The 25179-nt window shown below is 65.0% G+C and carries 24 protein-coding genes; 12 read left to right on the forward strand and 12 right to left on the reverse strand.

The genetic code is table 11. The annotated features are described in order from the left end of the window. The first annotated feature begins 59 nt into the window (after positions 1-59). Positions 60-1478 (forward strand): dihydropyrimidinase, encoded by a 1419-nt coding sequence (gene hydA / locus V5734_RS00490; protein ID WP_347309572.1) that lies wholly within the window; start codon positions 60-62, stop codon positions 1476-1478. Between the two features lie 134 nt (positions 1479-1612). Next, a complete protein-coding gene (locus V5734_RS00495; RefSeq protein WP_347309573.1) occupies positions 1613-2806 on the forward strand; it encodes a pyridoxal-phosphate-dependent aminotransferase family protein in 1194 nt (397 codons plus the stop codon). Between the two features lie 31 nt (positions 2807-2837). Here the strand turns inward: V5734_RS00495 and V5734_RS00500 are convergent, their stop codons facing one another. Next, positions 2838-3581, reverse strand: coding sequence for a GntR family transcriptional regulator (locus V5734_RS00500; protein WP_347309574.1), 744 nt, complete (start codon positions 3579-3581; stop codon positions 2838-2840). Between the two features lie 146 nt (positions 3582-3727). Here V5734_RS00500 and V5734_RS00505 point away from each other — a divergent pair, with 146 nt between their 5' ends. After that, positions 3728-4495: a 2-keto-4-pentenoate hydratase gene (locus tag V5734_RS00505; protein ID WP_347309575.1), complete on the forward strand. Its 768-nt coding sequence runs from the start codon at positions 3728-3730 to the stop codon at positions 4493-4495. A 95-nt stretch (positions 4496-4590) separates the two neighbouring features. On the opposite strand, the gene V5734_RS00510 is transcribed toward V5734_RS00505, so the two are convergent. The 8 genes from V5734_RS00510 to V5734_RS00545 all read right to left on the reverse strand — a co-directional run bounded on the left by V5734_RS00510 (position 4591) and on the right by V5734_RS00545 (position 12022). Beyond that, positions 4591-5901 carry a TRAP transporter large permease gene (locus V5734_RS00510; RefSeq protein ID WP_347309576.1) on the reverse strand — a complete coding sequence of 437 codons (1311 nt, stop codon included), beginning with the start codon at positions 5899-5901 and terminating at the stop codon, positions 4591-4593. A 47-nt stretch (positions 5902-5948) separates the two neighbouring features. Continuing rightward, complete coding sequence (locus V5734_RS00515; RefSeq protein WP_347309577.1) at positions 5949-6503, reverse strand: TRAP transporter small permease subunit; 555 nt, start codon at positions 6501-6503, stop codon at positions 5949-5951. Between the two features lie 77 nt (positions 6504-6580). After that, entirely contained in the window at positions 6581-7618 is a 1038-nt protein-coding gene (locus tag V5734_RS00520) for a TRAP transporter substrate-binding protein (RefSeq protein ID WP_347309578.1), read from the reverse strand. 63 nt (positions 7619-7681) lie between these two features. Then, positions 7682-8416: a maleate cis-trans isomerase family protein gene (locus V5734_RS00525; protein WP_347309579.1), complete on the reverse strand. Its 735-nt coding sequence runs from the start codon at positions 8414-8416 to the stop codon at positions 7682-7684. A gap of 176 nt (positions 8417-8592) precedes the next feature. Then, a complete protein-coding gene (locus V5734_RS00530) occupies positions 8593-9873 on the reverse strand; it encodes a TRAP transporter large permease (RefSeq protein ID WP_347309580.1) in 1281 nt (426 codons plus the stop codon). Between the two features lie 11 nt (positions 9874-9884). Next, a complete protein-coding gene (locus V5734_RS00535; RefSeq protein ID WP_347309581.1) occupies positions 9885-10382 on the reverse strand; it encodes a TRAP transporter small permease in 498 nt (165 codons plus the stop codon). A 21-nt stretch (positions 10383-10403) separates the two neighbouring features. Further along, positions 10404-11396 carry a TRAP transporter substrate-binding protein gene (locus V5734_RS00540; RefSeq protein WP_347309582.1) on the reverse strand — a complete coding sequence of 331 codons (993 nt, stop codon included), beginning with the start codon at positions 11394-11396 and terminating at the stop codon, positions 10404-10406. Positions 11397-11641: 245 nt separating this feature from the next. Next, positions 11642-12022, reverse strand: coding sequence for a hydroxyisourate hydrolase (locus tag V5734_RS00545; RefSeq protein ID WP_347309583.1), 381 nt, complete (start codon positions 12020-12022; stop codon positions 11642-11644). 177 nt (positions 12023-12199) lie between these two features. On the opposite strand from V5734_RS00545, the gene V5734_RS00550 reads away from it, so the two are divergent. After that, entirely contained in the window at positions 12200-13129 is a 930-nt protein-coding gene (locus V5734_RS00550) for a LysR family transcriptional regulator (RefSeq protein WP_347309584.1), read from the forward strand. On the opposite strand, the gene V5734_RS00555 is transcribed toward V5734_RS00550, so the two are convergent. Then, a complete protein-coding gene (locus V5734_RS00555) occupies positions 13126-14109 on the reverse strand; it encodes an ABC transporter substrate-binding protein (RefSeq protein ID WP_347309585.1) in 984 nt (327 codons plus the stop codon). The genes V5734_RS00550 and V5734_RS00555 overlap by 4 nt on opposite strands. 279 nt (positions 14110-14388) lie before the next feature. On the opposite strand from V5734_RS00555, the gene uraD reads away from it, so the two are divergent. From uraD to V5734_RS00580, 5 genes are all read left to right on the forward strand, one after another. Continuing rightward, positions 14389-14892 carry a 2-oxo-4-hydroxy-4-carboxy-5-ureidoimidazoline decarboxylase gene (uraD, locus tag V5734_RS00560; protein WP_347309586.1) on the forward strand — a complete coding sequence of 168 codons (504 nt, stop codon included), beginning with the start codon at positions 14389-14391 and terminating at the stop codon, positions 14890-14892. Between the two features lie 50 nt (positions 14893-14942). Continuing rightward, a complete protein-coding gene (locus V5734_RS00565; RefSeq protein ID WP_347309587.1) occupies positions 14943-15440 on the forward strand; it encodes a tripartite tricarboxylate transporter TctB family protein in 498 nt (165 codons plus the stop codon). A gap of 3 nt (positions 15441-15443) precedes the next feature. Then, a complete protein-coding gene (locus V5734_RS00570) occupies positions 15444-16976 on the forward strand; it encodes a tripartite tricarboxylate transporter permease (protein ID WP_347309588.1) in 1533 nt (510 codons plus the stop codon). Continuing rightward, positions 16973-17947 (forward strand): Bug family tripartite tricarboxylate transporter substrate binding protein, encoded by a 975-nt coding sequence (locus V5734_RS00575; protein WP_347309589.1) that lies wholly within the window; start codon positions 16973-16975, stop codon positions 17945-17947. The genes V5734_RS00570 and V5734_RS00575 overlap by 4 nt, the downstream gene beginning before the upstream one ends. Before the next feature lie 210 nt (positions 17948-18157). After that, positions 18158-20314: a malate synthase G gene (locus tag V5734_RS00580; protein ID WP_347309590.1), complete on the forward strand. Its 2157-nt coding sequence runs from the start codon at positions 18158-18160 to the stop codon at positions 20312-20314. A 115-nt stretch (positions 20315-20429) separates the two neighbouring features. Here V5734_RS00580 and V5734_RS00585 read toward each other — a convergent pair whose 3' ends face one another. Beyond that, complete coding sequence (locus V5734_RS00585; protein ID WP_347309591.1) at positions 20430-21689, reverse strand: urate hydroxylase PuuD; 1260 nt, start codon at positions 21687-21689, stop codon at positions 20430-20432. A gap of 105 nt (positions 21690-21794) precedes the next feature. Here V5734_RS00585 and V5734_RS00590 point away from each other — a divergent pair, with 105 nt between their 5' ends. Continuing rightward, positions 21795-22700 carry a LysR family transcriptional regulator gene (locus V5734_RS00590; RefSeq protein ID WP_347309592.1) on the forward strand — a complete coding sequence of 302 codons (906 nt, stop codon included), beginning with the start codon at positions 21795-21797 and terminating at the stop codon, positions 22698-22700. 16 nt (positions 22701-22716) lie between these two features. Here V5734_RS00590 and uraH read toward each other — a convergent pair whose 3' ends face one another. Beyond that, a complete protein-coding gene (gene uraH / locus V5734_RS00595; RefSeq protein ID WP_347309593.1) occupies positions 22717-23070 on the reverse strand; it encodes a hydroxyisourate hydrolase in 354 nt (117 codons plus the stop codon). Positions 23071-23218: 148 nt separating this feature from the next. On the opposite strand from uraH, the gene puuE reads away from it, so the two are divergent. Both puuE and V5734_RS00605 read left to right on the forward strand, forming a co-directional pair. Beyond that, positions 23219-24637, forward strand: coding sequence for an allantoinase PuuE (gene puuE / locus V5734_RS00600; RefSeq protein ID WP_347309594.1), 1419 nt, complete (start codon positions 23219-23221; stop codon positions 24635-24637). Then, complete coding sequence (locus tag V5734_RS00605) at positions 24637-25140, forward strand: ureidoglycolate lyase (RefSeq protein ID WP_347309595.1); 504 nt, start codon at positions 24637-24639, stop codon at positions 25138-25140. The genes puuE and V5734_RS00605 overlap by 1 nt, the downstream gene beginning before the upstream one ends. Positions 25141-25179 lie beyond the last annotated feature (39 nt).

Here is a 25179-nt window from a genome sequence, read left to right on the forward strand (position 1 = left end):
CACCCCGCGCGTTCCGCCGCAGGCGCGGAACGCGCCGGACACTGACATGGAGGACGACTGTGACCAACGCCTATGACCTTGCCATTCGCGGCGGCACCATCGTGACGGCGGCGGACCGCTTCAAGGCCGATATCGGCGTGCGCGGCGGCCTCGTCGTTGAGATCGCCGAACGCATCGAGGGCGCCGCCGAGGAAATCGACGCGACCGGCCTTCTGGTCATGCCGGGCGGCATCGACGCCCATGTGCATTTCGAACAGCCGACCGGCGACGGCACCGTGATGGCCGACGATTTCGCCTCGGGCACGCGGTCGGCGGCGGCCGGCGGCACCACGACGGTCCTGCCCTTCGCGCTGCAGGAAAAGGGCAAGTCGCTGCGCCAGAGCGTGATGGAGTATCACAAGAAGGCCGACGGCAACTGCTATGTCGACGTCTCCTTCCACCTCATCGTCACCGACCCGACGCCGCAGGTCCTCGGTCAGGAACTGCCGGCGCTGATCCAGGACGGCTACACCTCGTTCAAGGTCTTCATGACCTACGAGGATCTGATGCTGACCGACAGCGAACTTCTGGACGTGTTCGAGGTCGCCCGGCGCGAACGCGCGCTGGTCATGGTCCATGCCGAAGGCCATGACGCGATCAAGCATGTCGCCCGCCGGCTGGAGGAATCCGGCAAGACCGCGCCCTATTACCACGCCGTCGCCCATTCGATGGTGGCCGAGCGTGAGGCCACGCACCGCGCCATCAGCCACGCCCAGATCACCGACCTGCCGATCGTGATCGTCCATGTCTCGGGCCGCGAACCGATGGAGCAGATCCAGTGGGCGCGGAAGAAGAACCTCAAGGTCTTCGCCGAGACCTGCCCGCAATACATCGCGCTGACTGCCGATGACCTGAAGGGTCTGAACATGGACTTCGAGGGCGCCAAGTACGTCTGCTCGCCGCCGCCGCGCGACGCCGCGAACCAGGAGGCGATCTGGGAAGGGCTCCGGGACGGCACCTTCGACATCTTCTCGTCCGACCACGCGCCGTTCCGGTTTGACGGTCCGAACGACACCGGCAAGAACAACCCCAGGGCGCGGACCTCGTTCAAATGGGTTCCGAACGGCATTCCGGGCGTCGAGACGCGCCTTCCGATCCTGTTCTCGGAAGGTGTCAGCAAGGGCCGGATCAGCGCCGAACGCTTCGTTCAGCTGACCGCCACCAATCCGGCACGGCTTTACGGGCTTTATCCCCGCAAGGGCTCCATCACCGTCGGGGGCGACGCGGACATCACGCTCTGGGACCCCGAGAAGGAAGTCACGATCAGCCAGCAGATCCTGCACCACGGCCCCGACTACACGCCCTATGAAGGGATGCAGGTGAAGGGCTGGCCGGTGAAGACCATCCTGCGGGGCCGAATCATCGCCGAGGACGGCGAAGTGGTCGGCGCGAAGGGCGATGGCGCCTATTGCGCCCGCGACGTGTCCGGCCTGATCTGACGCACTTTCCCCGATCTCCTTGAAAACAGGGGGATTCTGTCACTTCCGAAGGTTCGCCTTCGGAAGTTGATTTTTTATTAATTCATATCTAACCTACTCAATACTAATGTTATTACCTTGCTTTGGAGACTCCTATGCACAAACCGGGACGGCACTTCCTTCAGATCCCTGGCCCGACCAATGTTCCCGACGATGTGCTGCGGGCCATCGACCATCCGACGATGGACCATCGCAGCCCCGAATTCGGCGACCTCGGGCTCAGGGCGCTTTCGGGGATGAAATGGGTCTTCAAGACCGCGGCCGACGTGGTGATCTATCCGGCCTCGGGCACCGGCGCCTGGGAGGCGGCGCTGGTCAACACGCTGTCGGCGGGCGACCGCGTCCTCATGTGCGAGACCGGGCATTTCGCCTGGCTCTGGCACCGGCTGGCGACGCGCCTTGGGCTGGAGCCCGAGATCATTCCGACCGATTGGCGGACCGGCGCCGACATCGCCGCCATTGCCGAGCGTCTGCGCCAGGACGACGGCCACAGCATCAAGGCCGTCTGCGTCGTCCATAACGAGACCTCGACCGGCTGCACCTCGGACATTGCCGGCGTGCGCGCGGCGATCGACTCGGTTGGCCATCCGGCGCTTCTGATGGTCGATACGATTTCGTCCCTCGGGTCGATCGATTACCGCCACGACGAATGGGGTGTCGACGTCACGATCGGCGGCTCGCAGAAGGGTCTGATGCTGCCGCCTGGCCTGTCATTCAACGCGGTCAGCGCCAAGGCGCGGGCGGCGTCCGATCAGGCGGCGCTGCCGCGCTCCTTCTGGTCGTGGGACGAGATGTTCGCCGCGAACCGCACCGGCTATTTTCCCTATACGCCCTCGACCAACCTGCTCTATGGACTGGTCGTGGCCATCGAGCGGATGCAGAAGGAAGGGCTCGACGCGATCTTCGCGCGCCACCAGCGCCACGCCGAGGCGACGCGCCGCGCGGTGAACGCCTGGGGGCTCGAGGTGCTGTGCCGCACGCCCGAGCATTACTCCGGCGCGCTGACCGCCGTGATGATGCCCGAGGGGCACTCCGCCGACGCCTTCCGCAAGGTCGTGCACGAGCGGCTGAACATGTCGCTTGGCAACGGTCTTGGCCGCCTGGCCAACCGCGTCTTCCGCATCGGCCATCTCGGCGACTTCAACGACCTGATGCTGGCGGGAACGCTGTCGGGCGTCGAGATGGGGCTGAAGATCGCCGGTGTGCCGCATGCGCGCGGCGGCGTGGGCGCGGCGCTGGACTACCTGTCCGGAGAGATCAGCGCCACGGCCGCGAAAGCGGCCGCCTGAGCGCGGGAATGACTGCAGCCCGGCCGGCGCCTCAGCCGGCCGGGCTGCGCAGCGCCGCGGCGCGGGTCTCTTCCCACTCGCGCAGCACGCGGCAGGTCTCCTCGCCCGAGCGGATCATGTGGCCGTACCAGATGTCATGCGCCGCCTTCGCGTCGCGCCGGCGCAGCGCCTCTATCACGTCTTCGTGGTCCTGGATCGCTTCCATCCGGTGGGCGCCCGATTCGACCGAGATGAAGCGCGCCTGTTCGCCGCGCAGGGCCAGTTGCGCCCGCGTCTGGATCAGGATCTGGTTGCCGGAACAGGCGACGATCAGGTCGTGAATCTGGCGGTTCAGCGCGAAATACGGCTTCTTTTCCCCGCGTTCATGATGGCCGCGCATCCGTTCGTGCAGCCCTTCGAGTTCGCCGAGCTGCTTTTCGGTCATGTTGCGCGCCGCCAGTTCGGCGGCCAGCCCCTCCAGCCGGGCGAGGACCTCGAAAAGGTCGCGCGTCCCCGCGACTGAGATCGGCGCGACCCGTGCACCGCGGTTCGGCATCAACTCGATCAGGTTTTCGGCCGCCAGCACCTTCAGCGCCTCACGCAGCGGGGTGAGGGACACGTTCAGTTCCGCCGCCAGGTCGTTCACCGGCACCTTGTCACCCGCCGCTAGCGTGCCCGACACGATCATGTCGCGCAACTCGGCCGCGACCTGTTCGTGCAGCGGCAGACGGCTGATGATCAGCTTGCCACGGCTGGTCAAGCGGCGGCCACGATGCGTCCTGATACTGTCGTCCATCTCTGCAATCCCGGGATGCACCGCCCATTGCATCGCGGCGGTTCGGTCAATCGGAAGTAAGGATAAGAGTTATTTGTTGGATTTCAATGGTTTTGACTTTATAGTATAAATTATCAAATACCTGCAACCCCTTACAGCGAGAGACGATGACGGAACACGACCCAACTGCCCTTGCGCGGACCATCGCGCAAGGGCTGCGCGACGCGTATCACGGCGGCCCCAAATTCGACATCGGCATCGAGGCCGGCGGCGCAATCGACGCGGCCACGGCCTATGCGGTGCAGCGCCTGCTGGACGAGGATTTCGGGCCGGCCGGCGCCTTCAAGGTGGCCTGCAAGCCGGGCCAGCCGGTGATCATGGCGCCGATCTACGCCGACCGGATCTTCGACTCCGGCGCCGTGGTTCCGGCCGACGGCGATGCCGAGATCGGCATCGAGCTGGAGGTCGGCTTCCGCTTCCTGGCGCCGCCGCCGGACCCGTCCGACCCGGCCTTCAGCGACCGGCTGCGCGAGGCGGTCTCCGTCGTCGCCGCGATCGAGATCGTGCAGACGCGCCTGACCGACACCGAAAGCGCCTCGCCCATGCTGCGGCTGGCCGACAATCAGCTGAACGGCGGGCTGGTGATCGGTGACGAGCTGCGCGACTGGCAGGGGCTCGACCTCGGGACGGTCGGGGCGCGGCTGAGTTTCGGCGACGAGGTCTTTCTTGATGGCCAAGCGCCCGTTCCCGGCGGTGACGCGTTCAGGAACCTCGAGGCGCTGGTGCGGCTGGTCGGCAATCACTGCGGCGGGCTGCGGCCCGGGCATGTGGTCATCACCGGATCGTTGAACGGGCTTCCCTATATCCGCCGGGGCCGCAAGGTCAGCGGCCGGATCGACGGAATCGGCGCGGTTTCGGCCGACTTCCCGGCCTGAGGGCGGCCCGGCGCGCGGCCGGTACGCCACCCCGAAAAGAGATGGGCGGCCCGCTCTTGCAAGCGGGCCGCCCTTTTCCTGTGGCCGGTTCTTCGTCAGTGACCGAGCATCGAGTTAGGTAGCCAGAGGACGATCTCGGGCACTGCGATGAGGAGAAGCGTGAACAGAACCATCAGGATTGCATAGGGGATCGCACCGTAGACGACGTCGCTGAAGGGGCCGCCGTCCTTGCGGACGCCCTGGACCACGTAAAGGTTCATCCCGACCGGCGGCGTGATCATGCCAAGTTCGCACATCAGCACGATGAAGATGCCGAACCAGATCGGGTCGATGCCGACGGCGGTCACGATCGGCAGGGCCACCGGGATCGTCAGGACCTGCATCGACAGCACATCCATGAACATGCCGAGGAAGAGGTAGAAGACGATCAGCGCGATCAGCAGGCCCGAGGGCGACAGGCCGAAGGACGACACCCATTCGGTCATGGTCTGGGCGATGCCCCCCAGCGCCAGCGTCACGTTCAGCATGAAGGCCGCGGTGATGATCAGCAGGATCATGCCCGTGGTCTTCGCCGTCTGCCGGAAGCAGTTGTCGAAGAACTCGAGGCTGACCTTGCCTTCGCGCCAGGCGAAGGCGATGGCCGTGATCACGCCGAGGGCCGCGGATTCGGTCGGCGTCGCGATCCCGAGATAGATCGAGCCCATGACGACGGCGAAGATGATCGACGGCGGCACCAGATGGACCAGCGCGCGGACCTTCACGTCGAGCGGGACCGAGGCGCCTTCGTCGCGCATGTTGTCGTTCTTCACGAAGAAGGACTCGACGGCGATATAGGCCATGAAGACCAGCGTCAGCGCGATGCCCGGAACGATGCCGGCGATGAATAGCCGGCCGATCGATTCATTGGCCAGCGAGCCGTAGATCAGCAGGTTGACGCTCGGCGGGATCAGGATGCCGAGCGTGCCGCCGGCGGCGAGTGAGCCAAGCGCCTGGCGCGGGTTGTAGCCATGCGCCTTCAGCGCCGGCAGCGCCACCGTCCCGACCGTCGCCGCGGTAGCTACCGACGACCCCGAGGTGGCCGCGAACAGCGAACAGCAGCCGATGTTGGTGTGCAGCAACCCGCCCGGAAGCCGGCCGAGCCACAGGGCCAGCGTGCCGTACATCCGGTCGGCGATGCCGCTTCTCAGCAGCAGCTCGCCGAGCAGGATGAACAGCGGGATGGCGGTCAGGATGTTCTCGTTCTGAACGCCCCAGATGACCGGACCCATCGAGTTGAGCAGGGGCCATCCGTAGAGAAGCACGCCGCCGATGACCCCGAGGATCACCATGATGACGGCGATTGGGAAACTCATCAGCAGGAAGCCCATCATGCTGAAGAAACCCACGAAGACTGAGCCGACGCCCATAAAATTTCCTCCCTTTGGCCGGTGCCCTCCGGCACCGGCGGCAGTTGTCAGCGGCGCTCGAGATCGCTCATCTCCTCTTCCAGTTCCTCCATTGCCCCTTTCGGGTGGAAGAGCTTCGACACCTCGTCAAGGCGTCCGCCGAGGAACAGGAGCGTTCCGCGGCCCGCGAGGTAGATCGCGCAGAGCGCGAACAGGCACAGCGCGCCGTACCAGACCGCTTGCGGATAGATCAGCGGTGTGGCCCAGGGTGTCGGCGCCGTGCTTCCGTAGGAAAGGGTGTCGACGACGACGATCCGCCCGACATAGACCATGAAGAGACCCAGAATCGCGAGCGAGACGATGGAGAGCCAGTCCATCGTGGACTGGAGCCACTTCGGAAACCGGCCGTGAAGCACGTCGATGCGGATATGCGCGCGGTCGATCAGCGCGACGACGAAGGCAAGGCTCGATCCGACGGCGAGCACGTAGCCGCCGAGTTCGTCCGCGCCCTCGAACGAGTGGTTGAAAAGCTTGCGCGACAGCGTCTCAAGCGACACGAAGGCCGAGAGCGCAACCAGTGCTATTCCGAACAGACGCGAGGCAAGCTTGGCAAAGCTTTCCATGGTCAGCCCTCCCTGCGATGTCGACGAACGGGTTGCGGAGGACGGGGCCGCTGGGGCCCCGCCGTGAAGCATGTCCGTCATTTCGCGAGGACGGCGCCGACCGTCTCTTTCCAGTCCGCCGAGCAGGTCGGATTCTGGGCATCGCAGACCTCGGCCCAGGTCGGGAACGAGACTTCGGTGACGGCGTTGCCGATGATGGCCCGGTCCTCGTCACTGACCTCGACGAGCTTCAGGCTGTACTTCTTGACCGTTTCGCAGGGGTCCGCGCCCACGTTGCAGCGCACGGCGTCATCGAACAGCTCTTCGGAGTAGGACCAGATCTCGTCGACCAGCGCGTCGAAACCCGCCTCCAGCTTCTGCTGGTCCTCCGGCGACATCGCGTTGAACTTGTCGAGGTTCATGCCGTAGCCGTTCAGCGCCAGCTGGAAGGCGACCGGCAGCATGTATTCGGTCACTTCCGGCCAGCCGGCCGAGTTGGCCGAGCTCGGCCCGGTGATCGCGCAATCGACGACGCCGCGCGCCAGCGACTGCTGCACGTCCGGGAAGCCGATCGGAACCGGCGTGCCGCCGACCGAGGACACGAAATTGGCGAGGTTCTGGTCGTAGACCCGCACCTTCTTGCCCTGAAGGTCGGTCAGCTTGGAAATCTCGGGCTTGCAGAACAGGACCTGCGGGCCGAAGGGCCAGACGCCGAGCAGCTTGGTGTTGAACTTCTGCTGAAGCTGTTCGTCGACCTTCGCCTCGTAGGCGGCGATGGTCTTGCGGCCGGTGGCGTAGTCCGGGTTGAGGCCGACGAGGTCGAGGCCGAGGATCGTCGGCTCGTCGCGCGACACCTGGCTCATCCGCAGCGAGACGATGTCGAACAGCCCGCCCTTCAGGATGCGGAGTTCCTCGGTATCCTTGATGCCGGTCACGTCGAGCGGCTTGTAGTCGACACTGGCGTCGATGCCCGTGCGCTCCGCGAAATTCTCGAAGAACGGCTGTTCGACGTTCTTCTGGATCAGGCCGGTCGCGACCGGCTGACCCAGGGCCTTGAATTCGTAGCTTTGCGCAAATGCGCTGCCGCTGGCCAGGGCAACAGCCGCAGCAGCGGCAAAACTGGAAATTTTCTTCATTACATTCCTCCCATGGATGAAGATCGGTTGATGCGGCCATGAAGCGGCCGCGTTGCTTTCGCGCTAGTCGGGTAGACCGAGCGAGAAGAGACGCCCATGCTCGTTCAGGCGCGACGTGTCGGCGCCCGCCAGAAGCATGGCATGCCAGAGCGTGAACGCGACGCTGTCGAGGACGGGAATACCGAGGTCCTGTTCCAGCGCGGGTGCGATGCGGGTGCCGTTGAAATTGGTGCAGTAGATGGCGATGGCGTCGGGCTTTGCTTCGGCCACTTCGCGCACCATGCCCGCGATCTGCTCCTCGCCGTATTCCGAGAAGGAGTAGTTGCCCTTGTCCTCCAGATGGCGCTCGGCGACGCATTCATAGCCCTCGCCGGCGAAGTTCCGCACGATCGGGCGCTGGATCTCGTCGAGATAGGGCGTGACGAGGGCAAAGGTGCGGACGTTCAGCGCCTTGAACGCGGCCAGCAGGGCAAGCGTCGATGTCGATGCCGGGATGCCGGTCTGTTCGGTGATATGGCGGCACAGCTCGCGGTCGTTCTCGACGCCGACCCAGCCGCCGGACGTGCCGCCCCAGCTGATCACGTCGACCAGCGCATCGGCCAGGAGCCCCGCCGCCTCAAGCTGCGGCGTGAACTTGAACTGGTTCATCGCGCCTTCGCCGAGCGAGATTTCGGTGACGCGGAACCGCGCGAAATGCGCGGAAACCTCCGGCAGATCGTGCAGGAGCTCCGCCGTCCGCGGCTCCATGATCGTATTCGAGGAAGGTGTCAGCAGGCCGATCTTTTTGCGATCCATCATTGTACCTCAGCATTGAGCCGTTTCAGAACTCGACGATAATATTGCATGCATCATTTGCAATAAAAAATTTTATTTCTGGAACACATTGATACTAATTATTATTTTTAGCATATACTGCCGACATGACTGCGCGCTTTCTACAGAGCCGAATCTCACGCCCCCGCGACCCGGCCCATTCAGTAGCCGAGCGTGTGGGGCAGCCAGGTCACGATCCCCGGCGCGAACATGCAGACCACCAGGAGCACATACATCGCCGCGATGAAGGGCCAGCTTTCGCGCACCAACTCGCCCATCTTCACCCCGGTTATGCCGCAGACAACGAACAGCACCACGCCGACCGGCGGCGTCAGCATGCCGATCACCAGGTTGAACACGAAGAGGAAGCCGAAGTGCAGCGGGTCGATGCCATAGGTGAGCGCGATCGGGTGGAACAGCGGCACCAGCATGATGTAGGCGGCGTTCGATTCCAGGAACATGCCGACGACGATCAGCATCAGCGCGACCAGCACCAGGAACATCAGCGGGCTCTCGGTGATACCCGTCATCAGACCGGCCAGCTTCATCGGCAGAAGGTCGATGGTGAAGAGGAAGGTGACGGTCGAGGCATAGGCGATCATCGCTCCGACGATGGCGCTGGTCTTCGCCGCCTGGAGCAGCACCTCAGGCAGGTCGTGAAGCGTGAGTTTCCGGGTCACGAAGAAGCCGAGCAGCAGCGCATAGATCACGCCGACCGCCGCCCCCTCGGTCGGCGTGAAGGCGCCGCCGACAATACCGCCGATGACCACGACCGGCATCATGAACACGATGAACGAACGGCGCAGCTGGTAGAGGATGTTGGACAGGCTCGCCTTTTCGCCGACCAGCGGGTAGTCGCGCTTGTAGGCGATCAGCCAGCAAAGCGTCATCAGGACGCAGACCAGGATCAGGCCGGGAACGACGCCGGCCATGAACATGCCGCCGACAGACACGCTGGACCCGGCCATGAAGGCATAGACGATCATCGCCCCCGACGGCGGGATGATCGGGCCGAGGTTGGCGGCGGCGGCGACGATGCCGGTCGAGAAGCCAAGGCCGTATTGCTTCTTGAGCGAGGGCACGAGCGTCGCGGAAAGCGCGCTCGCGTCAGCGACCGCCGCGCCGGAGACCGAGGCCAGGCCCGCGCCGGAGAGCAGCGCCACCTGTGCCAGCCCGCCCCGCATCCGGCCGACGAAGGCGTTGGCGAAATCGACGAGCCGGTCCATGATCCCGGCCTTGAGCATCAGTTCGCCGGTGACCATGAAAAGCGGGATCGACATCAGCGGGAACGAGTTGACCGAGTTCATCAGCCGCGGCGGCAGCACCGCGAGATCGAAACCCGACAGCAGCAGCCCCCCGAGCGCCGAGACGCCAAGCGAAAAGGCCAGCGGCATTCCGAGTGCGGCGAAGCCGAGAAAGAGCAGTATGACGACGAGACTCATTTCTCTTCACCTCAATCGATGGGATATTCGGGCCCGTGCTCCTCAAGCGGATGAAGCACGAGATGGACAAGGTGCAGCGCGGCATGGGCCGAGCCGATGATCACCGCGACGAAGAAGTAGCTGGACGAAATGTTGATGGCGCCAAGCCGCTCCGACCAGGTTTCGGCGGCGACGATCGTCGATTCATAGACGACGACACACATCAGGAGGCAGGCCAGACCCAGCATCACCCGGCCGATCTGCCGCGCGAGGCCGCGCGGCAACCGGGATGTGAGCAGGTCGATTCCGACATGGGCCCCTTCGCGGATGCCCAGCGGGATCGCCAGGAAGATCGCCCAGACGAAGGCGAGGCGCGAAACTTCGTCCGCCCAGTCGATCGAACTGTTCAGCACGTAGCGCATGAAGACCTGAGATGCGACCACGGCGATCATCACGCTCATGCAGGCCAGCAGCACGAGGCGAGCGGCCCCGTCGACCCATGACAGAAGAATGTCGAAAGCCCGTTCCATGTCCGCTCGCCCCGCCCGGCGTCAGTTCATCGCCGCGGCGGTTTCCGCCTCGACAAGGGTGAACAGTTCAGGATCGATCCGATCGCGCACGGAGGCCGCGACATCGGCGGTCCGGGCACGCAGGTCAGCCGCGAATTCCGGCGAGACTTCGGAATAGGTCATCCCGCTTTCGATCAGCCGTGCCAGCGCCTCGGCGTCCTGCTTTGCCGCCAGTTCACGCTGGAAGGCGATGGCGGTCGACATCGCGGTGCGCACCGCCTCCTGATGCTCGGGGCTGAGCGCGGCGAGCCGGTCCTTGTTCGCCACGACCGAGATGAAGTCGAAGAAGTGGCCGGTGTTCGAGAGGTACTTCTGCACTTCCGAATAGCGCGCGACCTCGATGATCGCGAAGGGGTTCTCCTGACCGTCGATCACGCCCTGCTCCAGCGCGGAGTAGAGTTCCTTGACGTCCATCGCCACCGGGTTGGCGCCGAGCGCGCGGAAGGTGGCCAGGTGCGTCTCGTTCGGCTGAAGCCGGATCTTGAGACCTTCGATGTCGGCGACGGATTCGACCGGGCGGACATTGTTGGTCAGCTGGCGGAAGCCAAGCTCCATGTAGCCGAGCGAGGTGAAGTTCTCCTTCGCGAGGAATTCGTCCAGCTTGGCACCGACCGGGCCGTCCACGACCTTGAAGGCGGTTTCGCGGTCCGGGAACTGGAACGGGAGGCCGATCGCCTCGAGCTCCGGGATGGTGCGGGTCAGATAGGCGGTGCCGACCCAGGTCAGCTCGACCGCGCCGATCTTGACGGCCTGGACGTTCTCGGCCGCGCCGCCTAGCTGCTGCGCGGGAAAGATGTCGACCTCGACCTCGCCGTTGGTAAGCTTCTCCAGCTCCTGCTTGAAGAGCTGCATGGCCTGGCTCGACGAATGCTCGGTGGCGAAATTGCCCGCCACGCGGATCTTTTCCGCTGCCTCGGCGGTCAGCGCCGAAAGCGACAGGGCAATGCCCGCCAGGGCCGATACGGTCTTGTTCATCTTCTCCTCCACTCGATTGAACAGTGATCGCTGTCTTTGTGATCCGCCGGCCCGCAGGCAGTTTCGACCCGACTTGATCTCATCGTGAAACTCTAGCATTCTGCATGCAGAATATTCAATGCAATATTAACTTATCACTAACTAATTGATAATTATTATTAAATAGTATCTTTTCATTCGTTTGATTCCATTGGCTGCCACCCATATCGCGGCCGCCTTGGGAATCGGTACCGCCGTGCGCCCTCTCATGCGCCGCCGCGGAACAGGGAAAAACCCCAGGGCGTGAATTTCATCGGCAGATGGAAATGCTCGCCCACCCTGTCGATACCGAAGCGGTAGACCACGACCTCAAGGAATGCGGGATCGGGAATGTCGATCCCGGCATCGCGGTAGTATTGCGCGATGTCGAACTCCACCTCGTAAAGCCCGCGCAGGACATTCGCGCCCTCGGCGACCGGATGCTGCAGCAGCCCGCCGTCCGAGCAGCGGCCGGAGGCGATCTCGGTCCGCCCGTCGGCAAGCCGGAAGAGCCTGACGCAGAGCCCGGCCGCAGGAACGCCGCGGGCGATGTCGACGGCGTGAATGGATATGCCCCCGGCGGGCGGGTTGCGGTGATTTGCGTCCATGGCGGTCTCCTTGAGTGGCGGCGCGGTCCGGGGCGGAACACCGTGCTCGGGGTCAGCCTTGCATGCCCAACCGTTCCAATCCATGCCATAATTCCGGAGCGGCCGTTTGCTTTTTAAGAACGTTCTGCTAGCGTGGCGGCGCCTCCTTCCCGTCGCGTCCACAGCAGGGCCATCGTCATGTCGTTCCAACTCGTGCCGCGCTCGCTCCAATATCTGGAACGGGTCGCGCAGACCGGCTCCATCCAGGCGGCATCGCGGGAAACCGGCATTTCCGCCTCGGCCATCCACCGGCAGATCAAGCTGCTCGAGGATGCCCTGGGCGAGTTGCTGTTCGAGCGCGACGTCCAGGGGATGAGCCTGACGCCCACCGGGCAGATGATCCTCGATCTGGCGCGGGACTGGCGGCTGGACAGCACGCGGCTGGTCTCCACGATCGAGGCGAACCGCGGCATCGAATACGGTCACGTCCGCATCGCGGCGATGGATGGCATGGTCAACGGCTTCGCACTGGAACTGTCGCGGGTGCTGGCCGAGAAATTTCCCAGGGTGCACGCGCGGATCGAGGTCACGAGCCCGGTCAACGCGGTGAAGGGCGTGCTGAACGGCGATTTCGATCTTGCGGTGGTGGTGAATGCCGCGCCCGACGACGACCTGATCTTTCACTGGCAGCGCGACTACCGGCTGGGCTGCATCGCCGTGCCCGGCCACCCCGTCGCGGGGCGGGACAGGATCGCCCTGAAGGAACTGGCGCCCCATCCGGCGGTGTTCCAGAGCACGGCCCTGTCGATCCGCCGGCTGCTCGAGGTGCGCCACGGCTGGCTGTTCGAACGGGCGCTGCAATCGGTCGAGGTGAACTCCATCCAGCTGATGAAGCTCTTGGTGTTGACCGGCCAGTTCATCGCCGTGACCTCGGAACTGGATGCCGGGCCGGAACTGCGTTCCGGCCAGTTGCGGTTCGTGCCGCTCAGTGACAGCGACCTGTTTCAGCAGAACTTCGCCGTCATCTCGAACGTCCAGATCCCCGCGTCCGAGACGGTGCGGAAGATCACCGAGATCGCCGTCGGCATCCTGCGCAAGCACGCGGACCCGGACGGCGCCGGCGCCTAGCGGGCGGGCACGCGCGCCCGTTCGCCCTGCGGCGGCAGGAATTCGCGGCGGAAGATCTCGTGCGGTTGCGGCGGCGGCGCCGGGTAGCCCTTCGTCTCGCAGATCAGTCGGGCGATCCCCGCAAGCCGCGCGTCGTCGGCATCGCCCAGTCCGTCCCGCAACCCGTCCGGATGGCCCATTTCCAGCCCGATCGTGCCCACCAGGCGTTCCCGGTTCGCCTTGCGGTCGATGCCGGGGTTGCGCCGGGCGACGGCCTCGATGGCCGCGTCGGTATCGGCGATGGCGTCCTTCAGCCCCTTGTTGATCGCCCGCACCAGCCCCGCCACGGCCTGCGGATGCGCGGCAAGGAACGGCCGCGTGACCAGCACCGCGCCGCCGTAAAGCGCGGGGACGTGTTCGTGCCAGGTGAAGTGGCGCAGCGCCGTCGCCGGTTCGATCCCCGCCTCGATCGCCTGGGAGTTGATCGTGTTCACGAAGCCGAAGATGCCGTCCCACTTGCCGTCCATCATCTGCCTGGACAGTTCGACATGGGTTTCCTCGGAAATCGTGATGTCGACGCTGTCGGGATCGAGCCCGGTGGCGCGGCAGAATTCCGGGAAGAGCAGAAGCGCCGCGTCCTGCGGGTGCGAGACGAGCCTCCTGCCGGCAAGATCGGCGACCGTCCGCACCGGGCCGTCCGTCGGCACGGCGATCGTGTAGGGCGGGCGGTTGTGGATCGTCATCACCGCCACCGGCGTGTCCTTGCCGCCTTCGGCCTGCATGCGGATCAACTCGTTCAGGTCGCCGTAGCCGACGTCGAAATTCCCCGTCGTCATCGACTCCACCGCCCGCGCGAGCGAGGTGCCTTCGGTGAAGTGGACATCCAGTCCCTCGTCGCGGAAATGGCCGTTGTCGTCGGCCAGGAAGAACCAGGCCTGCGGGCCGGAATAGAAGGTGTTGAGCACGAAGCGGATCGGCTGCGGGCGGGTCTCGGGGGTCATCGTGATGTCCTTTCGTCGCGCGTCATCCTGCGGCCGGCGCATGCGGGCCCGGAAGGGGCCATGCCGCCTTTCGTGTCTTGGGTCTCATGGCTGGGCATTTTCATCAACGACAAAAAAAGCAAGTCGGCATTCGACTAATGCGAATGGATGTCGGTCGTCCAGAATACCGGGGTATCACCTCGCCATTCCAATTTATGAAATGGGAGGCTCAGCATTATTCTATGGATGGCAATGTTGCTTGACCCTATCCTTCCCGAGCCTACCAAGGGATTTTCGCAGATGACCAAGCTCGGTGAACTCAATCGCGCCAACCCGGACGAGGTCGTCCATCTGGTCGAGCCGCTGATCGAGCGGGCGCCGGCGATCGCCCGGCGGGTCGCGGCGCGGCGCCCCTTCACGAGCACGGAGGATCTCTGCCAGGCGATCAGGGCCGAATTGCTGAACCTCGGCGAGGCGGACCGGATCGCGCTGTTCCGGGCGCACCCGGAACTGGCACCGGACAATCCGCTGGCCATGACGGCCGAGTCGCAGCAGGAACAGGGCCGCCTGAACCTGACCTCGGGCAGGACCGCGCACCGCGACGAGCTTGCCGACCTGAACGCGCGCTACCGCGACAAGTTCGGATTTCCCTTCATCGTCGCCCTTGTCCGTCATGCCGACATGAACAGCGTGCTGCGCGAGTTCCGCGCGCGGCTGGCGCAGGGGCGCGACGCGGAAATCGACACCGCCATCAACGAGATCGCCACGGTAAGCGCGGCCAGGGTGAAGACGGCGTTCGGATAGAAAACGGCGCCACACCGATCCATCGCAAGAAGCCAGGGGAGGACTTCAGGATGACTTCGGAAAGCGAGACGCGGGACGACCCCGCCGGCGGCGGCGGGGAAGAGCACAGCGCCCTGGGCTGGGGCGGCGAGATCGGCGGCGCGATGCTGCTGGTGCTCAGCATCATCTTCATGATTGGCGGATGGCAGCTTGGCCTTGGCGTGCCGACGCGGCTCGGCACCGGCGCCTTCCCCTTCATCACCGGCGCGGTGCTGGCGATCCTCTCCGCGGTGATCTGCATCGAGGAGCGGCGCGGCGACGGCATTGCCGACACGCCGGACTGGATCGCCTTCCTCGCCATTTCCGGTGCGCTGGCGGTCTTTGCCTCCACCGCCGCCCGCATCGGCCTGGTGCCCGCGACCTTCCTCACCGTGGTCGTCGCCAGCCTACCCGACCGCCGGCTTCCGTTTCGCGGCAAAGCGGTACTGGGCGCCATCGTCTCGGTCGGCTGCTGGCTCGTCTTCATCGAGCTGCTGAACCTTCCGTTCAAGCCATTCATGGGGTTCTAGGACATGGACATCCTTGCAAACTTTGGGCATGGCCTGATGGTCGCGCTGGAACCCGCGAACCTGATGTACTGCTTCATCGGGGTCTTCATCGGCACCTTCATCGGCGTCCTGCCCGGGATCGGGTCGATGGCGGCCATCGCCATGATCCTGCCACTGACCTTCTACCTCGACCCGACACCGGCGATCGTGATGATCGCGGGCGTGTTCTACGGTGCCGAATATGGCGGTTCCACCGCGTCGATCCTGCTCAACGTGCCGGGAACGCCGGCGGCCTCCATCACCGCGATCGAGGGCTATCAGCTGGCCAAGAAGGGGCGCGCGGGCGTCGCGCTCTTCTCGACGGCGACGGCGTCCTTCGGCGGCGGCATGATCGGCATGGTCGTCATCGCGGTCCTGTCGCCGTCGCTGGCCAAGCTCGCCCTGTCCTTCGGCCCGCCGGACTATTTCGCGGTGATCCTGCTCGGCCTGATCGCCGCCTCGGCCGTCAGCAACGGCGGCGCGCTGAAGGGGATCGCGATGGTCGTCGCGGGCCTCATGCTCGGCACCATGGGCATCGACCTGACGACCGGCGACCTGCGCTTCACGATGGGCATCCCCGAACTGCGCGACGGCATCAACATCGTCGTCGTCGCCATGGGCCTGTTCGGCGTGACCGAGCTGATCGCGTCGATCCGTTCCGCCGCCAAGGGCGACAACTCCCAGACCGTCGACTACAGCGACTTCTACCCGTCGAAGGAAGAGTGGAAGTCGCTTGTCGGCCCGATCCTGCGCGGCGGCTCGATCGGTTCGTTCATCGGCGCCCTGCCCGGCACCGGCCAGACCATCGCCGCCGCCCTCGCCTATGCGCTGGAAAAGAAAGTGTCGCCGCAGCGCGCGAAATTCGGAACCGGCGTCGTGCCCGGCGTGGCCGTCCCCGAGGCGGCCAACAACTCGGCGACGCAGACCGCGTTCATTCCGACGCTGACGCTCGGCGTGCCGGGAAGCCCGCCGATGGCCATCGTGATCGGCGCCCTGATGATCTACGGCATCACGCCGGGTCCGCGGCTGCTGGTCGAACAGCCGGACATGTTCTGGGGGCTGGTGGCCAGCTTCCTCGTCGGCAACATCCTGCTGCTGATCCTCAACATCCCGCTCATCGGGATGTGGGTCCGGCTGCTGCGGATCCCCTACAAGTACATGTATCCGACGATCATCGTGCTGATCTGCATGGGCGTCTACAGCCTTAACAACAACGTCTTCGACATCTGGCTGACACTTGTCATCGGGGCGGCGGGCTATGTCATGCGCCTGTTCCGCTTCGAACCGGCGCCGCTGCTTCTGGGCTTCGTGCTGGGGCCGCTGATGGAAGAACAGCTGCGCCGCTCGATGTTGCTGTCGCGCGGCGATCCGATGGTGTTCCTGCAGCGTCCGATCAGCGCCACGCTGATCGCGGTGACGGCCGGGATCCTGATCTTCGCGCTCTACAAGACCGAAAGAAACCGCCGCCGCGCCCGCGCGGAGGCACAAGCGATCCAACAGGAGGAGAAAACCACATGAAGAAAGATCGCCGTCTGTTTCTCGGGGCGAGCCTGGCTGCCCTCACCATCGCCGCCGCCCCCGCCGCCTTCGCGGAGCCGGGCGCCTGGAGCAGCGAGCCGGTGCGCATCGTCGTGACCTTCCCGCCGGGCGGAACCAGCGACCTTGTCGCGCGGCTTCTGGCGCAGCATCTCGACACCGATTTCGGCCAGAAGGCGGTCGTCGACAACCGTCCGGGGGCGGCGGGCACGGTGGCCGCCGACTATGTGGCGCAGCAGCCCGCCGACGGCACCACGCTGATCCTGTCGAACAACGCCCCCTTCACCATCGCCCCGACCCGGTTCAAGTCGATCCCCTACGATACGCTCGGCAGCTTCACCCATGTCGCCTATATCGGGGCGTCCTCGCCGGGGCTGTTCGTGCAGCCGGCCTCGGGCATCACCACGCTTGACCAGTATGTCGCGGCGGCGAAGGAACAGCCCTTCACCTACGGCTCCAGCGGCGTCGGCTCCATCTCGCACATCCTCGGCGTCGCCGTCGACCAGGCGCTGGGTGTGGAATCGGTGCACGTGCCCTACCAGGGCAGCTCGCCCGCGATCCAGGATTTCCGCGCCGGCGTGCTCGACACGTTCTACGACATGGTCGTGCAGAACAAGGAGATGATCGAGGACAAGGAAGCGGTCGCCATCGCCATCGCCTCGCCCGAGCGCAGCGCCGAGGTGCCGGACGTCCCGACCTTCAAGGAACAGGGCTACGACATCGTCATCGAGAACTGGGTCGGCCTTTCGGCGCCGGCCGGGATGGATCCGGCGATGGCCGCGACGATGCACGACACGGTTCTGGCGGTATTCGCCAATCCCGAGGTGCAGGACCGCCTGCGGGAGCTTGGCATCACCCATACGGCGATGTCGACCGAGGATTATACCGCCTTCGTGTCGAGGCAGATCGAGGTCTGGGCGCCGCTGATCGAATCGGCCGGCATCAAGGAATAATCCGCCGGCCCTGCACCACGACCGCCCGCCCCGTGGTCTGGGGCGGGCGGGTCCGGCGGTCGCCCCAGGCCGGGCATTTTAGGTTTTGCCTGAAAGTGCTTCTGGTATTAACTGATGGCGGCGAGCGCAGCGGCGGTTGTCGCCTATGCGCTTTCGCGGTACACGGATCTGCATACTGCATACACTCGTATACTGAATAGCGGGACCCCAATGACACGCGACATCCGTTACGGCCTGCGGGTCGATTCCGAGCTTCTTCACTTCATCGAGTACCGTGCGCTTCCCGGCACGGGGATGGATGCCGACCGTTTCTGGTCCGGATTCGCGGCGCTGGTGTCGGACCTGACGCCGCGCAACCGGGCGCTTCTGGACAAGCGCGCGGCGATCCAGCACCAGATCGACGCCTGGCACGTCGCGCGGCGCGGCCAGCCGCACGATCCCGAGGCCTACAAGGCCTTCCTGACCGAGATCGGCTATCTTCTGCCCGAAGGCCCGGCCTTCGAGATCGGCACCTGCGACACGGATCCCGAGATCGCCTCGGTTCCGGGGCCGCAGCTGGTCGTGCCGGTGACCAATGCGCGCTATGCGCTGAATGCCGCGAATGCCCGCTGGGGCAGTCTGTACGACTGCCTTTACGGCACCGATGCCATGGGCTCCCTGCCGCCGGCGGGGGGCTACGAAAAGGGCCGCGGCGCGCGGGTGGTGGCGCGGGCGCGGGTGTTCCTCGACGAGGCCTTCCCGATCGAAGGGGCGAGCCATGCCGACGTGCGGCGCTATCACGTCAAGGACGGCGTACTGCTGATCGACGACATGCCGCTGGTGCATCCCGGGAAATTCGTCGGCTATCGCGGCAATCCCAGGGCGCCTGAGACGGTGCTGCTGCGCAACAACGGGCTGCATGTCGAGCTGGTCTTCGACCGGGCGCATTTCATCGGCGCGCGGGATCAGGCCTGCCTCGCCGACGTGCGGCTGGAAAGTGCCATGTCGGCGATCATGGACTGCGAGGATTCGGTCGCCTGCGTCGATGCCGAGGACAAGGTCGGCGCCTATGCCAACTGGCTCGGCCTGATGAAGGGCGACCTGGAGGACACGTTCGAGAAGGGCGGACGCCGGCTGACGCGGCGGCTGAACCCCGACCGGGTCTACACCGCGCCGGACGGCTCGGAGGTCATCGTGAAGGGCCGCGCGCTGCTCTGGGTGCGCAATGTCGGCCACCTGATGACCAATCCGGCTATCCTCGACGCCGGGGGCGCCGAGGTCTTCGAGGGGCTGATGGACGCGATGGTGACGGTGACGATCGCGCTGCACGACCTGAAGAAGACCGGCGGCGCGCGCAACTCGGTCAAGGGATCGGTCTATGTGGTGAAGCCGAAGATGCACGGGCCCGAGGAGGTCGCCTTCGCGGCCGAGATCTTCGACCGGGTCGAGGCGGTGCTGGGCCTGCCCGCGAACACCGTGAAGATCGGCATCATGGACGAGGAACGCCGGACCAGCGTGAACCTCAAGGAATGCATCCGCGCGGCGAAGGACCGGGTGGCCTTCATCAACACCGGCTTTCTCGACCGCACCGGGGACGAGATCCATACCTCGATGGAGGCGGGCCCCTTCAGCCGCAAGGACTTCATCAAGCGCAAGGCCTGGATCACCGCCTACGAGAACCAGAACGTCGATATCGGCCTGGAATGCGGGCTGTCGGGCAAGGCGCAGATCGGCAAGGGCATGTGGGCGATGCCCGACATGATGGCGGCGATGCTGGAACAGAAGATCGAGCGTCCGAAGGCCGGCGCCAACACCGCCTGGGTGCCGTCGCCGACCGCCGCGACGCTGCATGCGCTGCACTATCACAAGATCGACGTCTTCGCGGTGCAGGCGCGGCTGCGGGCGGGCGGGCGGCGGGCCTATGTCGACACCGTGCTCGACATTCCGCTGGCCGCCTACCGCAAGTGGACGCCCGAGCAGATCATGCGCGAGGTGGAGAACAACGCCCAGGGCATCCTCGGCTATGTCGTCCGCTGGATCGACCAGGGCGTGGGTTGTTCCAAGGTGCCCGACCTCAACGATGTCGGCCTGATGGAGGACCGCGCCACCTGCCGGATCAGCGCCCAGCATATCGCCAACTGGCTCCATCACGGCGTCGTCGGCGGCCAGGAGGTGATGGCGGCGCTGAAGAAGATGGCCGAGGTAGTGGACCGCCAGAACGCGGCCGATCCGCTCTACCGCCCGATGGCGCCGGCCTTCGACGGCATCGCCTTCGCCACCGCCTGCGATCTGGTCTTCAAGGGCCGCGAACAGCCCTCCGGCTATACCGAGCCGGTGCTCCATGCCCGAAGGCGCGAGCGCAAGGAAGCGGACACGGCCGGGGCGTGATCGCGCCGCCGGCGCCGCTCCTCCCGTAGGGCCATTGCACGAAGGCCGCCGTTCCCGAAGGAACGGCGGCCTTTCGCATTGCGGGCGGGATGGCGGCGATCCGGTCGCCGTCGCGTTATTGCGCGGCGATGCGCAGCGGCAGCCCTTCGGCCGCCGCCCGGTACCAGCGCACGATCTGGGCCCGTTCGCCGTCTTCCATGAAAGACACGTTGGCCGGCGGCATGGCGTGCGTCACCCCGGCCTGAAGGTAGATCTGCCGGGCCGCCCGCGCGATGTCGGCGGGCGTTTCCAGCAGGATGTTCTTCGGCGCGCGGTGGATGCCCTCGTAGAACGGCTCGCGCGCGTGGCACATGCCGCAGCGGCCCGGAATGATGCCGGTGACATCCTCGAACCCGGCGGCGGCGGCGAAGACCTGCTCGGTCGCCGTCAGCGGCCGCGCCTCGGATTCCTCGAGCGTGTCCTGGCGCAGCGGCGCGGTCGACAGCCACATGACGAGGATGAAGAGGATGACGGTGACGGGCCAGGTCCAGGTCGGATTGCCGGCGTTCGCATGCCTTGTGTTGAAATAGTGACGGATCGTGACGCCCATCAGGAACACCAGTGCAGCGATGATCCAGTTGTACTCCGTGGCGAAGGCCAGCGGGTAGTGGTTCGACAGCATCAGGAAGACGACCGGCAGCGTCAGGTAGTTGTTGTGCGTCGAACGCAGCTTGGCGATCTTGCCGTATTTCGGGTCCGGCGTGCGCCCTTCCTGCAGATCCTTCACCACGATGCGCTGGTTCGGCATGATGATGAAGAAGACGTTGGCGGTCATGATCGTCGCGGTGAAGGCGCCGAGATGCAGCATCGTCGCGCGGCCGCTGAAGATCTCGTTGTAGCCCCAGCCCATCGCCACCAGAAGAACGAAGAGCAGCAGCATCAGCACGGTCGGCTTTTCGCCAAGGCCCGACTTGCAGAGGAAGTCGTAGACCAGCCAGCCGATCGTCAGCGATCCGGCCGAGATCAGGATGCCCTGCCAGAGCTGGAGGTCGGCCTTGGCCGGGTCGAGCAGGAAGAGCTCTCCCCCCACCCAGTAAACGATCATCAGCAGCGCGGCGCCGCTGAGCCAGGTCGCATAGCTTTCCCATTTGAACCAGATCAGGTGGTCCGGCATGTTTTCCGGCGCCACCAGATATTTCTGGATATGGTAGAAACCGCCGCCATGCACCTGCCATTCCTCGCCATGCGCACCGACCGGCAGATGCGGCACCTTGCGCAGGCCGAGGTCGAGCGCGACAAAATAGAACGACGACCCGATCCACGCGATCGCAGTGATGACGTGGAGCCATCGCACCGCGAATGCGAGCCAATCCCACATGATGGCAATATCTTGCATGGCGACCTCCCCCGGAACTCCTGTCAGGACACTAGCGCAACCGGATTATATGTTGTATTCGGCAAATAATCCTAGCTGCTTCAAAAAATCCAAAAGAGTTCCTGGATGGCCTATCTGGACAATGTCAGGACGTTCGTGCGGGTCTACGAATTGCGGAACATGTCGGCGGCCGCGCGGGACATGAGAATATCGGCGGCGGTCGCCTCGTCGCGGATCGCGCAGCTCGAGGCGCATCTCGATGTGCGGCTTTTCCAGCGCTCGACGCGAAAACTGAATCCCACCGAGCAGGGCCATCTCTTCTATCGAAGCTCCCTGAGGATCATCGAGGCCGTCGATGACGCGGAGGCAGAGATCAGCAATGTCACGGCAAACCCCAGGGGGACGCTGTACGTTGCCGCGCCGCTCGGCGTCGGGCAGCGGCTGGTCGCGCCCGCCGCCCCGGCCTTCCGGGAGCTTTATCCACAGGTGAACCTTCGCCTGAGATTGTCCGACCGCAAGCTGGACCTGGCGGCAGAGGGGCTCGACGCCGCCTTTTTCCTTGGACTGCCCGAGGATTCCACGCTGCGGATCCGCAAGATCGCGGATTGCGAACGCGTTCTCTGCGCGGCGCCCGAATACATCGCGCGCAGGGGGGCGCCGACGAGCAGCGCCGACCTGCTGGCCGACCGGCACGATTGCCTCAATCTACGGTATCCCGGGGCACCGGAGTTTCAATGGCCGCTTCAGACGTCGGAGGGGATCAAGCGCATTCCGGTCAGTGGCCCGTATGAATGCGACCACGGCGACGTCCTGACGAATTGGGCGCTGAAGGGCCTGGGGATCATCCTCAAGCCCGTCTTCGAAATCACCGAGCATCTGAAAAGCGGCCGGCTGGTTCCCCTGTTGAAGGACGAACCGCCGGTCCCGATCCAGATGGCCTGCCTCTATTCGCACCGCCGGAGGCAGGACCCCAAGGCCAGACTCTTCATCGATTTCATGGTGGGCCGGATCCAGAGCGCCCTTGCCCAGTAGACGGCGCCTGAACCGTTCAGCTGCCGCGATACGTAGAATAGCTGTACGGCGACAGCAGAAGCGGCACGTGATAGTGCATCTGCTCCGACATGCCGAAGCGCAGCGGGATCACATCGAGGAAACGCACGTCTTCGGACGGCACCGCGACCTCGTCGAGATATGCACCGGCATGGAAGACAAGCTCGTAGGTGCCGGTCCGGAATTCGGGCACAGGCAGAACATGCGCGTCGGTCCGGCCATCGCTATTTGTCACGACGGTGCGGATATGGCTGCGCTCTTCGCCGTCGATACGGTAGAGGTCGATTTTCATTCCCTGCGCCGGGCATCCACGTGCGGTGTCGAGAACATGGGTTGTAAGATAGCCAGCCATTTCAGTGCCTCCTCCGATATGGTGGCATTGTGACCCGATGACGCTACAGTTCACATAGCGAACACACAAAAAGCTCCTTCAATAATTTTGAGAAAAGCAAACGGATTATACTGCATTACAAGGAAGGAAAGAGATCTCGGAGGACAATGTGAATCGGTATACCCGCGACATGCGTGGCCACGGCGCCAATCCGCCGTCGGCAAACTGGCCCGACAATGCAAGGGTCGCCGTTCAATTCGTTCTGAACTACGAAGAAGGCGGCGAGAATTGCGTCCTGCATGGCGACGCCGCTTCCGAAGCCTTCCTGTCGGACATTCCCGGCGCGGCGCAGTGGCCGGGCCAGCGCCACTGGAACATGGAATCGATCTACGAATACGGCGCGCGTGCGGGATTCTGGCGGCTGCACCGGCTGTTCACCGGCGCCGGCATTCCGCTGACGATCTATGGGGTCGCGACCGCGCTGGCCCGCAGCCCCGAACAGGTCGCGGCGATGAAGTCGGCGGGCTGGGAAATCGCGAGCCACGGCCTCAAATGGGTCGAGCACAAGGACATGCCCGAGGCCGAGGAGCGCGCCGCCATCGCCGAAGCGATCCGACTGCACACCGAAGTCACCGGCGAGGCCCCGCGCGGCTGGTATACCGGCCGGTGCAGCGTCAACACCGTCCGCCTCGTGGCCGAGACCGGCGCCTTCGACTACATCTCGGACACCTATGACGACGACCTGCCCTACTGGCTGGATGCCGACGGGCGCGATCAGCTGATCATTCCCTACACGCTCGAAGCCAACGACATGCGTTTTGCCACCGCGCCGGGCTACATCACCGGCGAGCAGTTCTTCCAGTATCTGAAGGACGCCTTCGACACGCTCTATGCCGAGGGCGAGGCGGGAGCCCCGAAGATGATGTCGATCGGGCTGCATTGCCGGCTGATCGGCCGGCCGGGCAAGATCGCCGGGCTGAAGCGGTTCATCGACTATATCCAGGGCTTCGCGGGCGTCTGGTGCCCGCGCCGGATCGACATTGCCCGGCACTGGGCGGCCAATCACCCGCCGCAGGCCCGCCGGGACCGGCCGAGCCAGATGGACAAGGCCGCCTTCGTCGGCAAGTTCGGCTCGATCTTCGAGCATTCGCCCTGGATCGCCGAACGCGCCTGGGGCCTGGAACTGGGCCCGGCGCATGACTGCGCGGCGGGCGTCCACAATGCGCTTTGCCGGGTCTTCCGCAGCGCCTCGGAACAGGAGCGCCTCGGCGTTCTCACCGCGCACCCCGACCTTGCCGGCAAGCTCGCGCAGGCCAGGCACCTGACCGCGGAATCGACCAGCGAACAGGCCAGCGCCGGGCTTGACGCGCTGACCGACGCCGAACGCACGACCTTCACCGATCTGAATGCCGCCTATGTCGCAAAGCACGGCTTCCCGTTCATCATCGCCGTGCGCGACCACGACAAGGCGTCGATCCTCGCCGCCTTCCGGCGCCGGATCGACAATGACCGTGACACCGAGTTCGCCGAGGCCTGCGCCCAGGTGGAGCGCATCGCCGAGTTCCGGCTTCTGGACATCCTGCCCTGATGGCCCGGAAGCTGGTTCCGCAACCGCTGACGCAGGCCGCCTTCGAACCCTATGGCGACGTCATCGAGGTCGCCGGCGCGCCGGACAAGCTGATCAACCAGGGCATGTGCGGCCGTCACCACGACCGCGCGCGCCTCGACTTTCATGAAGGTCGCGCGGGCATCAGCCTGTTCGACGCCAAGGCCCGGACCTTTCCCCATGTCGTCGACATGGTCGAGCGCCACCCCGATGGCAGCCAGGCCTTCATCCCGCTCAGCGGCGTGCCGTTCCTCGTCATCGTCGCCGATGACGAGGATGGCCGTCCGGTGAACCTCAAGGCCTTCGTCACCGGCCCCGGCCAGTCAATCAATCTCCTGCGCGGCGTCTGGCACGGCGTTCTCGCGCCGGTCGAAAAACCCGGCCAATACATCGTCGTAGACCGCATCGGGGACGGGCCGAATCTGGAAGAACACTGGTTCGAAGAACCCTTCGTGATCGACAGTGCGACCCCGCAGCAGCCGTAACCGGCGCGCGTTGAATCTGAATATCACCGGCTCGCCCGG

The organism is Defluviimonas sp. SAOS-178_SWC, from assembly GCF_039830135.1.
Lineage (GTDB): Bacteria > Pseudomonadota > Alphaproteobacteria > Rhodobacterales > Rhodobacteraceae > Albidovulum.